The organism is Candidatus Nitrosopumilus salarius BD31, assembly GCF_000242875.2.
GTDB classification, from domain to species: domain Archaea; phylum Thermoproteota; class Nitrososphaeria; order Nitrososphaerales; family Nitrosopumilaceae; genus Nitrosopumilus; species Nitrosopumilus salarius.
In genome coordinates this window covers 85,930-100,622 of record NZ_AEXL02000090.1, presented here as the reverse complement: position 1 = coordinate 100,622, position 14,693 = coordinate 85,930, and the positions used below count along the sequence as shown (strand labels likewise).

Below are 14,693 nucleotides of genomic sequence, written 5' to 3'. Positions count from 1 at the left end.
GTGGGTAGGATTACCAAAAGAGCTTCAAAAAGATATAGAGTTAGAAGAATAATCGGAAAACACTCACAATTATCTATCGGGGCAATGCAAGAGTGAATGTAGTAGGTTTGTTACTTACAGAAATACTACCCCCATGTTGTTCAATAATACTTTTACAAATTACTAATCCCAAACCAGTTCCAGTTGTTTTTGTAGTAAACATAGGCTCAAAAATTTTTTTCAAATTTTCATCAGAGATTCCAGGACCTGAGTCTTTAATCTGAATTTTTGTAAACTCAGAATCAAAAGATATTGAAACATCAATTTCACCATGACCATTTATTGCATGAACTGCGTTATCAAGTAAATTAGAGAATACACCCTCTAATTTTCTAGGATCACAGTTTATAGAAACGTCATCGTCAGGAAGATTGATCACAATACCATATGAGTAATCCACATGGTTTAGGGCTAATTTTAAAATTCTCAAAAGCGAAGACGGGGTTTTTTTAATTTCACTAGTTCTTGCAAATTCTAAAACATCTTCAATAATTCTATTCATATCAGAAATAGAAGTTTGCATCCTAAACCATTTTTCTCTATCTTTAGAATTTAGTTTTGTGATTATTTCAGGAGTAAGCATGTCTGCATATGTTTGCAAGATAGTCAGAGGGTTTTTCAAATCATGGGCTACTCTACTTGCCATAGTACCAATAGTAGCTAATCTTGCAGATTTTACTAGTTCATTGCTTTTTTGTTCAACCATAGAAAGCAAATTTTCATTTTGAGAAAGTAGTTTCGCTTCCATTTTTTCAAGATTTTGTTGAATTTCTTTTTCTTTTGTTATATCAGTTCTCAAGGCAATGTAATTTTGTACATTATGATTAAAATCAAACAGCGGAGTTATAGTCGTTTTAACCCAGTAATAGGAACCATCCTTTGCCCTATTTTTTATTTCCCCATTCCAGATTTTTCCATCAGATATCGTATCCCATAGTTTTGCATAAAAATCTGGAGAATGTTCATCAGATTTTAAAAGTCTGTGATTTTCTCCAAGTAATTCATCCTCAGAATATTTTGAAATCTCACAGAATTTTTGGTTTGCATAAATAATTGTCCCATCCTTATCAGTAATAGTAGATATAGAATGGTCAGAGAAAATTTTTTCTAAAGCATCTATATCTAAATTAAGATTTTTCAAGGATGCGACACCCATATTCATAAGAAAATTCTCATTTGATATAATACAATTGGTTGTCTGTTAGTCCCTATTACACACTAAAAAAATATCAATCTACCATTTTAGATTCAAGAGAGAGCTGCCAAACAACAAATAGGCACAAAATGAATTAAAATCATCAAAAATACAAGCATAGCCTCCATTCATTAAGGGTCACTAAAGAGAAGAGGGATTAGGAATTGAAAAAACAGTAATGATTAAAGAAAAATGTGATAGATGTGGAGCCCCTTTAGGGACTGAAACTAAGAAGACCAAGCAAAGATTTTGCCCCAATTGTAAGAGAAAATTCCAATTACAAAAATACTAAAAATAAAATCACAAAAAAAATGCATAGCATTCGCTAGTGTGATTAAAAATAAAATCATCGTACAAGTCGTGTATATGTTCCACTTGATGAATTGAAATGATTCATCGCGCATAGTCTCTATGTAAGTGGCTGAACTGATGTGTTGGTCTATTAGTAAAGGCTGGCTCACCACTCGCCGAAGCTTGTGATCTACACCACCTTCCTATCAACGCAGTATTCTGCTGCCGACCTTCATCTTACGAAAGAATAACTTGTCTCGGGATAGGATTCGTGCTTAGATGCTTTCAGCACTTAGCCTAAATGGCTTAGCTGCCCGGCCTGCCTTATCAGACAACCGGTAAACCAGTGGCCACGCTGCTCTGTTCCTCTCGTACTCGGAGCAACTTCCCCTCAGTTATTCGCGCTTCCATCAGGCAGAGACCGACCTGTCTCACGACGGTCTAAACCCAGCTCATGTTCCCTTTTAATAGGCGAGCAGCCTCACCCTTGGCCCCTGCTGCAGGACCAGGATAGGAAAAGCCGACATCGAGGTACCAAACCGCGGGGTCGATAGGAGCTCTCGCCCGCGACGAGCCTGTTATCCCTGGGGTAATTTTTCTGTCACCTCCGGGCCCCAATAGTGGGCACACGAAGGATCGCTAAGCCAGACTTTCGTCTATGAATTCCGTGCGTTTGGAAATCCATTCAGTCGAGTTTTTGGCTTTGCCCTCTTCAACGGATTTCTGCCCCGTTTGAACTCAACTTTGGGCCCCTTTGATATCTTTTCAAAGGGGTGCCGCCCCAGCCGAACTGCCCACCTGCACGTGTCTCCGGTCTTCACTGGATAAGTGGTACTGCAAAAAGAGTCTGGTGTTACATCGTTGCTTCTTAACATCCCGGGGAATGCTAAGCATGGCTCCCAGATACCCTGTGCAATTCTTACTATACCACAAGCACAAGCTGCAGTAAAACTCCACGGGGTCTTCTCTCCCCGATGGAAGTTGATGGACTGTTCGTCCACCTTATGTGGCTTCACCGGGTTGTAGGCGGGGACAGTGGGGCTCTCGTTGTTCCATTCATGCGCGTCGGAACTTACCCGACAAGGCATTTGGCTACCTTAAGAGAGTCAGAGTTACTCCCGGCGTTAACCGGCCCTTAGCTCGGTTGAACCCAAGTTTTAGGTACCGGCACCGGCCAGGATTCAGCGACTATACAAATCCTTTCGGACTAGCAGTCGCCTGTGTTTTTATTAAACAGTCGAAACCCCCTTGTCATTGCAACCTGCGGTCCCCATTCCTCATGAAGATCGCAGGCATCCCTTATACCTAAGCTACAGGACTAATTTGCCGAATTCCCTCGCCATACGGTATACCCGTAGCACCTTAGCTTACTAAGCCAGCGCACCTGTGTCGGTTCTGGGTACGAGCTTGCATCTTACTAACTACACAGTCTTTCATGGTCTCCTGGACTCGAGAAAACTTCGCTAACGCGAAGCCATTCCTACCTCGGGATAGTTCTCGTCATTACGACACTCCCCATCCCTTGAATAGTTGGATACAACGATAGTTGTACAACCCCTATCCGGAAGCGAACCATATAGATCAAACGCTTGATGCAAGGTACTAGAATATTAACTAGTTTCCCATTCGGTGTACTCTGTTGAGGTACATCTTAGGATCGACTACCTCCAGGCTGATAACGCATTGCCTGGAAACCCTTGCGCTTTCGGTGGTATAGATTCTCACTATACTATGCTGTTACTGCCGCCAAGATCTGCAATAGAAATCGGTCCACAGGACGTTACCGCCCTGCTTCGACCCAATCACTACGCCAACCTACCACGAATCATCCATTGATGATTATCTAAAGTATCGGTATTTTGCTTTAGCCCCGTCCGTTTTTGAGGCATCCCCCCTCGGCAGGTAAGTTGTTACACACTTTTTAAAGGATAGCTGCTTCTGAGCTTACCTCCCTGCTGTCTTGGCGAGAACACGCTCTTTAGCTTGACACTTAGCAAAAATTTGGGGACCTTAACTTCAGTCTGGGTTAAACCCCTTTCGGTCGTGAGCCTTACGCCACACGAACCCGTGTCCTTGCTTCTACGATGTATATCCGTTCGGAGTTTGAATGAGAGGTGAGGGATTTCTCCCCCGCGCCTCTCTATCAGTGCTCTACCGGAAACACTATCTCCACAAAGCACGCCCTGCGAGACGCTTCGGTTGGAACTAGCGAGCGCCAGTCTAGATTGGTTTTTGACCCCTATTCCCAAGTCACAACAACGATTTGCACGTCAGAACGTCTTAAGACCTCCAGCGGGCTTTCGCCCGCCTTCGTCTAGCTCAGGAATAGATCGACTGGCTTCTAGCCTAGCCGCCATGACTCTACGCACTTTCACACGCCTCTCCTCACTACTTGCGTAGTTGCGAGAGCTCGGTTTCCCTTCGCCTCCACCTTTACAGGTTTAAGCTTGCCATGACAGTTAGCTCCTTGGCCCGTGTTTCGAGACGGAACGCGTAACGCTGATGATTTGAACATCAAATCTTCAACTCTATTGCTAGAATCTCTAATCTGAAAAAATCACCTTCCACGCCACGCACGTCTGTAAGTAATAGGTTTCATGCACTTTTCGCCCCCCTTCCGGGGTACTTTTCAGCTTTCCCTCACGGTACTAGTCCACTATCGGTCTTGAGAAATATTTAGCCTCGGATGCTACTTTCACCCATATTCATTGCCCACTACCAAGGACAACTACTCGGGTATGAATAGGACTCTTCCCACTTCGCTTAAGGGGGTATCACCCTCTTTGCCAGAACTTTTCAGATCATTTCAGCTGTGTTCCAAGATTCCATATTATCATACCAAAACACCACATCTCCCGAAGGATTCAGTTTGGGCTCTTTCCTTTTCGATCGCCTCTACTTGGGAAATCTCAATTGATTTCTTTTCCACGTGGTACTAAGATGCTTCAATTCCCACGGTTCGACTTCCAATACTATTGTACTGGAATACACAAATGTGTAAGATTCTCATTCGGACATCTCGGGATCATAGGATGCGTGCGCCTACCCCGAGCTTATCGCAGCTTGCCACGTCCTTCATCTCTTCTCAAGCCTAGCAATCCACCTATTACCGTCTTTACACCAGTATATTCAGCCACATATTACACGACTATGCACGACGATCATTGCAAGTCTCCGGCTAGAGACCCACTACATCCTTCATACACCACTTTCGTGATGCATTGCATCGATGATTCAATGTGAAGATTATGTACACCCGTACACTTTTCCATGTCTAAGGAGGTGATCCGACCGCAGGTTCCCCTACGGTCACCTTGTTACGACTTTTCCCTTGTCACGAACCTCAAGTTCGATAACGCCAATCAGACGTCACCTCGCTAAAAGCTCACTTCAATGAAACGACGGGCGGTGTGTGCAAGGAGCAGGGACGTATTCACCGCGCGATAATGACACGCAGTTACTAGGGATTCCATATTCGTGAGGGCGAGTTGCAGCCCTCAGTCATAACTGTGGTAACGTTTGAGGATTACCTCATCCTTTCGGATTCGAAACCCATTGTCGTTACCATTGCAGCCCGCGTGTGGCCCCAGAGTTTCGGGGCATACTGACCTGCCGTGGCCCCTTCCTTCCTCCGCATTAACTGCGGCGGTCCCGCTAATTCGCCCCACTACTCCTGAGAGTAATGGTGGCAACTAGAGGCAGGGATCTCGCTCGTTACCTGACTTAACAGGACATCTCACGGCACGAGCTGGCGACGGCCATGCACCACCTCTCAGCTTGTCTGGTAAAGTCTTCAGCTTGACCTTCATTCTGCTGTCTCTCCGGGTAAGATTTCTGGCGTTGACTCCAATTGAACCGCAGGCTTCACCCCTTGTGGTGCTCCCCCGCCAATTCCTTTAAGTTTCATACTTGCGTACGTACTTCCCAGGCGGCAAACTTAACGGCTTCCCTGCAGCACTGCATTGGCCACAAGCCAATGCATCACTGAGTTTGCATAGTTTACAGCTGGGACTACCCGGGTATCTAATCCGGTTTGCTCCCCCAGCTTTCATCCCTCACCGTCGGACGTGTTCTGGTAGACCGCCTTCGCCACAGGTGGTCATCAATAGATCAAAGGATTTTACCCCTTCCTACCGAGTACCGTCTACCTCTCCCACTCCCTAGCTCTGCAGTATTCCCGGCAGCCTGTACGTTGAGCGTACAGATTTAACCGAAAACTTACAGAGCCGGCTACGGATGCTTTAGGCCCAATAATCATCCTGACCACTTGAGGTGCTGGTTTTACCGCGGCGGCTGACACCAGAACTTGCCCACCCCTTATTCGTTAGTGTTTCTAGGACTGACAAAAGGTTCGTTTAGCACAAACCACTCGGATTAACCTTGTCGTGCTTTCGCACATTGCAAAGTTTTCTCGCCTGCTGCGCCCCATAGGGCCTGGGTCCGTGTCTCAGTACCCATCTCCGGGCTACTCCTCTCAGAGCCCGTACCTGTAATAGTCTTGGTGGGCCATTACCTCACCAACAAACTGATAGGCCGCAGTCCCATCCTACGGCGATAAATCATTTGAAACATAAACCATTCCAGGCATAATGTTCTATCGGGCATTATTCTCAGTTTCCCGAGGTTATTCCCGTCCATAGGGTAGGTTGACTACGCGTTACTGAGCCGTCTGCCTTGTATTGCTACAATGACTCGCATGGCTTAGTATCAATCCGATAGCAGTCAGGTCCGGCAGGATCAACCGGATTCTGTTTTGTAATTTTGATTATTGAAGTACATTTGTACTTTAATTGGAATTGACGGATGCACATAATCTTCACATTTCAGATATTGATCTTGCAATCAAATCCTCATTCTTGTATGCGTAACTGGAGGCCCATGAATCACAAAGTGGCATATTGCCATACATCATCAAGGGCGCCGCCTATTGCGTTACGTATGCAGAAGGTGAAGTATACGGAATCCATATAAACCATACGTGAAATTGTGCCTGATCGGACAAAAAATTGAAAAAATTTCATGTTTTTTTTCAGCAAATTTCCTCCAATCACAGTTTGTTCATAAAAAAGGGCAAATTTAGAACATTTTTTGAGGGTTAAAATGACAGGGACAGTCATGTCAATTTGGTTTTGGATTACATAAAAAATTACAAGAAAAAAACTCATAAATCATCCATTCTATTTTCCAAGTCTTCAAAATTTCACGTAAATGGTGTTTCTCATAACATAAGATATTATGCACCTTACCCATTTGTTGTAAAATCAGCCACAGGAAAAAATCTTGTAGACGTAGATGGCAACAAGTACGTAGATTACTGGATGGGTCACTGGAGTCTGATTCTAGGACATGCACCAACAAAGGTCAAAGAGTCTTTGAGAAAACAAATTGAGAAAGGCTGGATGTATGGAACAGTAAACGAGCAGACCATATTATTATCAGAATTAATTTCAAAAGCAGTCCCAGTAGCTGAAAAGATTCGTTATGTTACATCTGGAACTGAAGCTACCATGTACTCTGTAAGATTAGCACGTTCTGTAACAGGTAAAAAAATTATCGCGAAAATTGACGGGGGATGGCATGGTTATACTTCAGATTTGTTAAAATCAGTAAACTGGCCATTTACAGAATCAGAGAGTAGCGGAGTTGTAAATGAAGAAAAAATTGTTTCAATCCCATACAACAATTTAGAAAAATCTCTTTCCATTTTGAAAAAACATTCAAAAGATTTAGCTGGGGTAATAATTGAGCCAGTGTTAGGTGGAGGCGGATGCATTCCAGCTGAATCAGATTATTTGAAAGGAATTCAAGAATTTTGCAAGAAAAATAATTCATTATTCATTCTAGATGAAATTGTTACTGGATTTAGATTCAGATATGGTTGTCTTTATCCCACTATGAAGTTAGATCCAGACATTGTAACTTTGGGGAAGATTGTAGGGGGCGGAATGGCAATTGGAGCAATGTGTGGAAAAAAAGAGATCATGGAATTTGCAGACACTACTGGAAAGAAAAAATCAGAGCGAAGTTATGTTGGCGGTGGAACATTTTCTGCAAACCCAGCATCTATGACTACAGGGTATGCAACATTATCAATATTAAAAAATGGTAAATCAATTTATTCAAAAATTAATTCATTGGGAGAATATGCAAGAAAGGAATTGAGCAAATCATTTGATGGTAAGGTGATAGTTACAGGGAAAGGTTCTTTGTTTATGACACATTTTACAAAAAACAGGATGGGTCAAATTAAAAATTCAGCAGACGCTGCTCAATGTGACACCAAAAAATTACAAAAATATCATTTTCAGATGATTAGCAAAGATAAGATATTCTTTTTGCCTGGAAAACTTGGAGCTATATCTAATGCCCATTCTAAAGAAGATATTAAAAAAATGATTTTAGCATCAGAGGAATCAGAATCATAATTCGCCAGACTCTAAATAAAACATATTTTTCAATATGCTTAAGTTGACAAAGAATTTCAAAAAAATATGAATGGATTTGCAATTGGCGGAATAGTTTTTCTTGCAATAGTTGTCATCATATTAGGATTATTTGCATATTCTTACACTCAACTTGGAGTAAATCTTAGCAAGGTTGAATTTCAAAGCATAGACTGGGAACCAATTAGTTGGGAAACGCTGCTTAGAGTAGGACTAAACACATTATCAGGAAATTGGTTTAATGCGGCATTTGACTTGATTCATGGAATTAATCTGAATTTGATATTTGGTCTAAGCAATAACGGATTACTTCCAGTATATATTCCAGATTTGCATTATGATGTTTTGATTAATGATGTTCCCATAGGATATGGAGATAGTGAAATAAACACCATGATCAACCCCGGTGAAACAAAAGAGATCATATCATTTCAAAATATTCAAAAAAACAGGATGGCACCAGCTGCCATCTCCATAATTAATGCAGATGGCGTGATGAATGTCAAAGTGAAAGGGACAGCATACTTTCAATTATTTGCATGGAAAATGCCAATACCATTTGAATCAATCAAACAGATCTCAATTTATGACGAAGTAAGAAATAAGATAAATGCGGAAATCCAAAAAAATCTTGCAGAACAAAATCCAAAATCTCTAACATGTGGAAATGGAACCCATATTGAAAACGGAAAATGTATTCCAGATAGCATAATGGAGGGAGTTGCAGGAATTTTCGATGAGATAAAAAAACAAATCGATGATCTGTTAAAATAGAAACTAGGAATTATTTTGAAGATTTTCTCTCCATTGGATTAACTGATTAAAGATATCAAGGTAATTTCCAGATTTAATGGTAATATGAGCATGGCCAAAAAGATCACCGAATCTACCTTCAAAGATCATAGTACATTCATCTTTAAAAAAAGGCACTGAAATTCCAATTTTTTTAAGAGAGAAAAACTCGATATTTTCAATTGTTATCGTATTGTCTTTAACTATGATCTGTTTTTTTTCTGGATTTTTATTAATATGATCATCAAGATTGTCTTTCGTAAAGGAATCCCATAGTGGAGTGTCATGTGGCCATCTGTGAACAAATACCTTATCAGCCAAATATTTTATTTCAGACATAATCAAAGTCAGTACTAAATCAAATTAAACATATCCTTGAATATGCAAATTAGTTGATCAAATATTTTCAATCATAGTTTCAAGTTACCAGAAACAAGACCATTTTTTACAATTTCTATCAAATCTTCAACAGTGCATTCTCTTAGAGAGGACGGCAAAGAATTAATTTCAAATCTTTCTAGTTTAGTAATCTTTTTTCTGACAATGATTTTTACAAGACTAGGAACATCATCGTTAAATTTTTCATTGATATGACTAAGAATCTCATCAATATCGCTTTGTTTCATGTTTAGGAATTCAGGAAATAAGATAATAACTTTAAGAAGAAATCACATGAGATTAGTCATTATTTCATGAATTGTTCAGAAAAAGTAAAAAAGAAAAACTGTTGTAGATAATCATGGAAAAAAAGAAAGAAGCAAAGGAAGCATATGCAACCGATGATCCCACAAAGACATCAGCCAAAGAACAAGAAAACATGGCAAAAGAGGCCATTAAGAAATTCAAATCATTAGGATAAGCCAAACTTTCATTAACAATATTATTTGTCTTAGTTCATGGGTTTGTTTGGTTCGAAAGACAATTCGGAGGATTTGATGTATAACGCAATGTTGATGATGGAGAAAAATCAACCAAAAGGAGCCATCTCGTTATTTAATAAAATTTTAAAACAAGAACCTGAAAACACATCAGCATTATTTAACAAAGGTTTAGCATTAAATCAAATAAAAAAATACAGTGATGCCATCACATGTTTTGATTCATTGCTTGAAATCAGCCCAAAAGATGCACAAGCGTTTAACAACATGGGAATTGCAATGGCAGAGATGGGAAACATTCAAGGCGCCGCAGAGTGTTACGATAAAGCAATAGAAGCAGATCCAAAACACGCTGCATCATATTTTAACAAAGGTGTCCTACTTGATAAATTGCAAGAGCATGAGGAGGCAATTCAAGTGTTAGACAAAGCAATAGCATTAGAACCAAGAAAACCAAATTCTTTATTTTACAAAGGAATCATTTTAGGTAAAATAAAGAAACATGAGGAGGCGTTGAATTGTTTTGATAATGTTTACAAAAACAACCCAAGCCACATGGATGCATTGTTTCACAAAGGAATTGAATTAGCAGAGATAGGCAAACATGAAAAAGCAATTGAAATCTTTGACAAGATTTTATCAAAACATAAAGACAATGTAAACATAATTTATGCAAAATCAAGAAGTTATGCAGAGATAGGAAACTATTCAGAATCACTAGAATTACTTAAACAGGCGATATCTAAAAACTCAAAAGTAATTCGTTCATGGGCAAAAGAAGAACCAATATTTAAAAAACTAAGCAATAATGACCAGTTCAGAAAACTTTTGAAAATTTAAACACCTATAGAATTTTTTTTCTTACTGCATCTATTCTAATAATCTCAACTTTCTTTTTGAGATCAGACAATCTTGCTTCAAAAATTGGAATGTAGACCTCAGTGATATCATGTAATGTGAATTCATCCTTTAGATCTCGAACATTTTCTTCAAGGGGTTTTTTCAAATGAATTTTTAGTTTTTCAATGGCAGACTCATATGAAAATTCGGGTTTTTTAACATTAGTTTGATTTTCATTCAATGTTTTATCAGGATAGTTTTCAATATTCTTTGAATCAATTTTGAAAGGTAATTCCACTTCTAGACCATGATGATCAAAGATCAACTCATCCTCACCCTCAACAAAAACATGCTCTTCTAAGTTAAGATCAATTTTATTTTTGCCACGTTTTCCAACAAATGCCTTTTCAAGACCAGATTTTGATCTTACTGGAAAAACACCATCGCCTAAAACAACTCCATGAACATTTGAATCAACATCTATTGTATGAAGAGATTTTCTAAAATAATTAGCACTATATTTTCCAGACACTATCAGAGAACCCTCATAAATCAATTTTAGAGAATCAACATGGATGTCTTCTTTTTTAGGTCTAGAAAGTAAAGATTTGAAGGGATCGGTTTTCTTTTGTTCGACAATTTCCATCGCATCTGATTCTTCAAGACTTTTTTTAATCACAATTGTTTTTACGTCGAAATCATTGTTAGTCAAAATCATTATGACTAGGCAATTCCTGCTATTAAATCAATTCCGGTAGGAAAGAAATAATAGAATTGAAATGAAACAAGTAACATGGCAAAAACAAAGAAGGGAGGATACATTGACAGATTTCTTAAAAAAGCAGATAAAGCAATTGAAGAAGGAATCAAAAGAGCAGATGAGGCATTGGATGATGCAGTAGAATTTGGAGAAATGGCTGCAAGTCAAGCAAAAAAAACTAGTGACGAATTAACAAAAAAAGCAATTAAAGAAAAAGAGAAAATACAGGCAAAAGGTATTAAAAAAATTAACGAGGGTATGGCTACTGCAAGAATGATATCAGGAAAAGCAGATGAGGATTTAGTCACATTAGAAAAACTTGGAAAATTAAGAAAGGCAGGGGTTTTAACAGAAAAAGAATTCCAAGAAAAGAAAAAGAAGATTTTATCAAGGATTTAAAATGAACAAGTCAAACATTCATGGTGTCAATGATAAAAGAAATGTAAATCCAAGTTGGTTCACAAATAAAACATGGATGAAGGTACTATCAGAAAAAATAAAATCAAAAGATCAAGATATTTATCATGTTCACTTTGAAAAAGGATCTAGAACAAAACTACACTCACATGATGGGAATCAAGTACTAATTGCAACAAAAGGAAAAGGCAGCCTTGAAATCTTTAGAAAATACGGTTCAAGCAAAACCAATTTCAAAATAAAGAAAACTGAAACAATCAAACTCAATGAAGGGGATATTGTTCATATCCCAGCAAAAACACTTCACACGCATGGTTCAGTAGATAAGAAAAAAGAATTTGCGCATATTGCAATAAACATCTTGGCAAAAAAAAATATGCCATACAAAACAACATGGTATGAATCAGATTTCAAAACTAATGTTTCAGAAATTATCTAGTCGAAATGTCAGTACAACGAGACTCTGAAATAAAATCAATTCAAGGTAATGAAGGGACACAGATAAAACAGTATTTTCATCCACATAATACGCTAAATGGAATCAATTACAGTTTAGCACAGTTCACATTAGAGCCAGGAAAAAAGTCCAAACTTCACAAAATAAGATCTTCGGAAATTTACTACATCCTAGAAGGCAGTGGAAAGCTAAAGATCGAAGGAGACATACATCATCTTGAAAAGAATGATTCTGTTTATGTTCCTCCAAACTCAAAGCAATTCATTGAAAATACAGGAAAAGGAAATCTGAAATTTTTATGTATTGTAGAGCCTGCATGGAAGGCAGATGCCGAGATCATGCTAGAATAATCCAGTTTAACGCAAAACAGTATGCAATTATTTTTAAGAAATAACAGACTGATACTTTTAGTGAATACATATCAAGCGTTGAGAGTTTTGAATGTAGATGCAGATTCATCCCAAGAGGAAATCAAGGCAGCATATCGAAAGATGGCACTGGAACTACATCCAGATAAAAATAAAGACAAAATAGAAGATACAGAATTTAAAAAAATCACAGAAGCATATAATTATCTAAAACAAAATTACGTTCAAAAAAAAGATTTGAAATATCAAGACCATACAAAAAATAATTCTACAAAAACAAACTTTAAGCAAAAACCTCAATGGGGAGCTCCAGAAGATCAAAAAATTCCTGAACAAGATTGGAGTAAATTCACTAAAGAGTTTGAAGAAGGAGATCCGGACTTTTGGAAGGAATATGAAAGAAAGTTTTGGGAAGAATACAATGCACGTGTACGTCCTGATGGAAAAAATGGAGAGTATGAGAAAGCAGAGGAACCCAAAAAACAACCAAATCTGTTTGTAGATGTAGATAAAACTCGCTGCATAGGATGTTGTAGTTGTGAAATTATTGCACCAGATGTATTTGAGATAAATAAAGAAAGTATGTCAAACCCAAAATCCTCAGTAATTAATCAAAAAGGAGCAGGAGTAAACAAAATAATGAATGCTGCTGAAACATGTCCAACAAAAGCAATCATCGTAGAAAACATAGACACCAACGAAAGAATGTACCCATATTAGACTTTTAATTTAGTATAAAGATCATTAATTTCAGAATCAGACAGTTTCAAGGCAGAGTTAAACATGCTATGAATTGCACCTGCTGAATCATCTTTGCTTCGTGGAACTAGATGTACATGAACATGTGGAACTTCTTGACCTGCATCTGCTCCATTATGTACAGCAATTAAGGTAGAACCAGTTATCGAATCTACTTTAGAAATCATAGAGTGAACAAGGGAAAACAAATCAGTGTTTTCTTCAATGGACATGTCCTGAATTTTTTGATGGTGATTTTTTGGAATTACAAGCAGATGACCCTTTGCAAGAGGAAATGCATCTAAAAAAGAAACAGAATTAGAAGTTTCTTTAAGAATTTTAGCAGGAATTTCCCCTGAAACAATTTTACAAAAAATACAGTCCATATTCATTTACCAAATTTTCAAAATATTAAATCATTGCTTAAGGAGAAACTACAGTAGCCCAGGCAAGACCTTCACCGTACTTGATAGTTACAACATCACCAGAATTTAGCAGGCAGTCTTCAATGATTTTTGGAATATCATCCTTAGTTTCAACATAGCATACACCGTTATCATTATTCAGTATTGTCACTTCTTCAAACACGTCTTCACGAATTAGATTCCAAAAGGGGAAAACCATTGTGGACAGTACAATGCCGGCAGTGACAAAAGCACATAGAAAAACTAGAGTTGTTTTTTGACTTGAGCCAAGTTGCATTTTACCAAGTACCACCGTCACCTGAATTTGGATCTAGTTTCTTTGCAGGGACGTTTCCATGTGCTTTTTTCATATGTTTTTTCAAACGCTCTGGTTCGTGTAATTCAGTACCACATACATCACATTTTGTTTGGGTATCATTTTCTTTTTTACGTTTAAACAAGCCCATATAACAATAAAAATTTGAAATACATTAAAAATGATACGAAATTGCTTGCGCATTCTTAAAAAAAGAAAGGGTCATTCTAGGAATGATCTGAACATCCAAGCCATCTTTTCATGTTGCTCCATAAGACCAGTAAGAAAATCAGATGTTCCTGCATCTCCTAATTTAGTACAAGTTTCAAGATCTTGTCTCAATGCTTGAATAACGGAGTCATGATCAAGTAGAAGATTCCTCAACATTGTTGGGGCTTCTGGAAATGTGTCTGGTTGTTCCTTGAGCCTACTATTTTTAATAAACTCAGAAAGGGTTGCCTTTGTCTTTCCACCCAACGATCTTCCTCGCTCAGCCACTTCGTCTATTATTGCGTCTAGCTCCACGTATTGAGATTCAAAGAACTTGTGAAGATCATTGAATTGGATTCCTGTAACATTCCAATGATAGTTTCTAGTTTTTGTATACAGAATGTATTCATCAGCTAGCAGGCGATTCAAAATATCGACGATATTTTTTGCGTTATCATGTGGAATACCAATGTTCGTTTCCATATCAACACTAGTCAATTATAAAATAAAAACAATTATGGTTTGGGACCATGAATCAAAAGTCA

General features: G+C 38.3%; 16 protein-coding genes and 2 rRNA genes. 8 read left to right on the top strand and 10 right to left on the bottom strand.

Going from position 1 to position 14,693, the window contains the following annotated elements:
* Positions 1 to 73: 73 nt before the first annotated feature.
* On the bottom strand, positions 74 to 1,195 hold the full coding sequence (locus tag BD31_RS10725; protein WP_158641228.1) for a two-component system sensor histidine kinase NtrB: 1,122 nt from the start codon (positions 1,193 to 1,195) through the stop codon (positions 74 to 76).
* Positions 1,196 to 1,412: 217 nt separating this feature from the next.
* On the opposite strand from BD31_RS10725, the gene BD31_RS11235 reads away from it, so the two are divergent.
* Complete coding sequence (locus BD31_RS11235; RefSeq protein ID WP_008299367.1) at positions 1,413 to 1,526, top strand: Sjogren's syndrome/scleroderma autoantigen 1 family protein; 114 nt, start codon at positions 1,413 to 1,415, stop codon at positions 1,524 to 1,526.
* A 130-nt stretch (positions 1,527 to 1,656) separates the two neighbouring features.
* Here BD31_RS11235 and BD31_RS04975 read toward each other — a convergent pair.
* A 23S ribosomal RNA gene (locus BD31_RS04975) occupies positions 1,657 to 4,653 on the bottom strand.
* 149 nt (positions 4,654 to 4,802) lie between these two features.
* A 16S ribosomal RNA gene (locus tag BD31_RS04970) occupies positions 4,803 to 6,273 on the bottom strand.
* Together the 16S and 23S rRNA genes form the textbook arrangement of a ribosomal RNA operon.
* A 375-nt stretch (positions 6,274 to 6,648) precedes the next feature.
* Between BD31_RS04970 and BD31_RS04965 the strand changes: the two genes are divergently transcribed.
* The gene (locus BD31_RS04965; RefSeq protein ID WP_008299333.1) at positions 6,649 to 7,950 is read left to right on the top strand and encodes an aspartate aminotransferase family protein; all 1,302 of its coding nucleotides are present in this window, start codon (positions 6,649 to 6,651) and stop codon (positions 7,948 to 7,950) included.
* 66 nt (positions 7,951 to 8,016) lie between these two features.
* The gene (locus BD31_RS04960; protein WP_008299506.1) at positions 8,017 to 8,742 is read left to right on the top strand and encodes a hypothetical protein; all 726 of its coding nucleotides are present in this window, start codon (positions 8,017 to 8,019) and stop codon (positions 8,740 to 8,742) included.
* 3 nt (positions 8,743 to 8,745) lie between these two features.
* Here BD31_RS04960 and BD31_RS04955 read toward each other — a convergent pair whose 3' ends face one another.
* Entirely contained in the window at positions 8,746 to 9,099 is a 354-nt protein-coding gene (locus BD31_RS04955) for a hypothetical protein (RefSeq protein WP_008299374.1), read from the bottom strand.
* A 71-nt stretch (positions 9,100 to 9,170) separates the two neighbouring features.
* Positions 9,171 to 9,386 carry a hypothetical protein gene (locus tag BD31_RS04950; protein ID WP_008299518.1) on the bottom strand — a complete coding sequence of 72 codons (216 nt, stop codon included), beginning with the start codon at positions 9,384 to 9,386 and terminating at the stop codon, positions 9,171 to 9,173.
* 270 nt (positions 9,387 to 9,656) lie between these two features.
* Here BD31_RS04950 and BD31_RS04945 point away from each other — a divergent pair, with 270 nt between their 5' ends.
* Positions 9,657 to 10,478 (top strand): tetratricopeptide repeat protein, encoded by an 822-nt coding sequence (locus tag BD31_RS04945; protein WP_008299290.1) that lies wholly within the window; start codon positions 9,657 to 9,659, stop codon positions 10,476 to 10,478.
* Between the two features lie 4 nt (positions 10,479 to 10,482).
* Here BD31_RS04945 and BD31_RS04940 read toward each other — a convergent pair whose 3' ends face one another.
* Positions 10,483 to 11,196: a hypothetical protein gene (locus BD31_RS04940; RefSeq protein ID WP_008299245.1), complete on the bottom strand. Its 714-nt coding sequence runs from the start codon at positions 11,194 to 11,196 to the stop codon at positions 10,483 to 10,485.
* Positions 11,197 to 11,271: 75 nt separating this feature from the next.
* Between BD31_RS04940 and BD31_RS04935 the strand changes: the two genes are divergently transcribed.
* Genes BD31_RS04935 through BD31_RS04920 form a run of 4 tightly spaced genes read left to right on the top strand, consistent with a single transcriptional unit; the run spans position 11,272 to position 13,200 of the window.
* Positions 11,272 to 11,637 carry an SHOCT domain-containing protein gene (locus tag BD31_RS04935; RefSeq protein ID WP_008299445.1) on the top strand — a complete coding sequence of 122 codons (366 nt, stop codon included), beginning with the start codon at positions 11,272 to 11,274 and terminating at the stop codon, positions 11,635 to 11,637.
* A 1-nt stretch (position 11,638) separates the two neighbouring features.
* Complete coding sequence (locus BD31_RS04930) at positions 11,639 to 12,094, top strand: cupin domain-containing protein (protein ID WP_008299331.1); 456 nt, start codon at positions 11,639 to 11,641, stop codon at positions 12,092 to 12,094.
* A gap of 5 nt (positions 12,095 to 12,099) precedes the next feature.
* Complete coding sequence (locus tag BD31_RS04925; RefSeq protein WP_008299443.1) at positions 12,100 to 12,462, top strand: cupin domain-containing protein; 363 nt, start codon at positions 12,100 to 12,102, stop codon at positions 12,460 to 12,462.
* Between the two features lie 60 nt (positions 12,463 to 12,522).
* Positions 12,523 to 13,200, top strand: coding sequence for a DnaJ domain-containing protein (locus BD31_RS04920; RefSeq protein WP_193353382.1), 678 nt, complete (start codon positions 12,523 to 12,525; stop codon positions 13,198 to 13,200).
* Here BD31_RS04920 and BD31_RS04915 read toward each other — a convergent pair.
* The 4 genes from BD31_RS04915 to BD31_RS04905 all read right to left on the bottom strand — a co-directional run bounded on the left by BD31_RS04915 (position 13,197) and on the right by BD31_RS04905 (position 14,631).
* Complete coding sequence (locus BD31_RS04915) at positions 13,197 to 13,604, bottom strand: HIT family protein (protein ID WP_048097456.1); 408 nt, start codon at positions 13,602 to 13,604, stop codon at positions 13,197 to 13,199. The genes BD31_RS04920 and BD31_RS04915 overlap by 4 nt on opposite strands.
* Before the next feature lie 37 nt (positions 13,605 to 13,641).
* On the bottom strand, positions 13,642 to 13,920 hold the full coding sequence (locus BD31_RS04910; RefSeq protein ID WP_048097455.1) for a hypothetical protein: 279 nt from the start codon (positions 13,918 to 13,920) through the stop codon (positions 13,642 to 13,644).
* A 1-nt stretch (position 13,921) separates the two neighbouring features.
* Positions 13,922 to 14,089: a hypothetical protein gene (locus BD31_RS10305; protein WP_008299222.1), complete on the bottom strand. Its 168-nt coding sequence runs from the start codon at positions 14,087 to 14,089 to the stop codon at positions 13,922 to 13,924.
* Between the two features lie 71 nt (positions 14,090 to 14,160).
* On the bottom strand, positions 14,161 to 14,631 hold the full coding sequence (locus tag BD31_RS04905; protein ID WP_008299516.1) for a Dps family protein: 471 nt from the start codon (positions 14,629 to 14,631) through the stop codon (positions 14,161 to 14,163).
* Positions 14,632 to 14,693 lie beyond the last annotated feature (62 nt).

Bases quoted from the DNA above. Each gene is read 5' to 3' on its own strand.
- BD31_RS10725 (WP_158641228.1), bottom strand. From the start codon at position 1,195: ATGGGTGTCGCATCCTTGAAAAATCTTAATTTAGATATAGATGCTTTA.
- BD31_RS11235 (WP_008299367.1), top strand. From the start codon at position 1,413: ATGATTAAAGAAAAATGTGATAGATGTGGAGCCCCTTTAGGGACTGAA.
- BD31_RS04960 (WP_008299506.1), top strand. From the start codon at position 8,017: ATGAATGGATTTGCAATTGGCGGAATAGTTTTTCTTGCAATAGTTGTC.
- BD31_RS04955 (WP_008299374.1), bottom strand. From the start codon at position 9,099: ATGTCTGAAATAAAATATTTGGCTGATAAGGTATTTGTTCACAGATGG.
- BD31_RS04950 (WP_008299518.1), bottom strand. From the start codon at position 9,386: ATGAAACAAAGCGATATTGATGAGATTCTTAGTCATATCAATGAAAAA.
- BD31_RS04945 (WP_008299290.1), top strand. From the start codon at position 9,657: ATGGGTTTGTTTGGTTCGAAAGACAATTCGGAGGATTTGATGTATAAC.
- BD31_RS04940 (WP_008299245.1), bottom strand. From the start codon at position 11,196: ATGATTTTGACTAACAATGATTTCGACGTAAAAACAATTGTGATTAAA.
- BD31_RS04935 (WP_008299445.1), top strand. From the start codon at position 11,272: ATGGCAAAAACAAAGAAGGGAGGATACATTGACAGATTTCTTAAAAAA.
- BD31_RS04930 (WP_008299331.1), top strand. From the start codon at position 11,639: ATGAACAAGTCAAACATTCATGGTGTCAATGATAAAAGAAATGTAAAT.
- BD31_RS04925 (WP_008299443.1), top strand. From the start codon at position 12,100: ATGTCAGTACAACGAGACTCTGAAATAAAATCAATTCAAGGTAATGAA.
- BD31_RS04915 (WP_048097456.1), bottom strand. From the start codon at position 13,604: ATGGACTGTATTTTTTGTAAAATTGTTTCAGGGGAAATTCCTGCTAAA.
- BD31_RS04910 (WP_048097455.1), bottom strand. From the start codon at position 13,920: ATGCAACTTGGCTCAAGTCAAAAAACAACTCTAGTTTTTCTATGTGCT.
- BD31_RS10305 (WP_008299222.1), bottom strand. From the start codon at position 14,089: ATGGGCTTGTTTAAACGTAAAAAAGAAAATGATACCCAAACAAAATGT.
- BD31_RS04905 (WP_008299516.1), bottom strand. From the start codon at position 14,631: ATGGAAACGAACATTGGTATTCCACATGATAACGCAAAAAATATCGTC.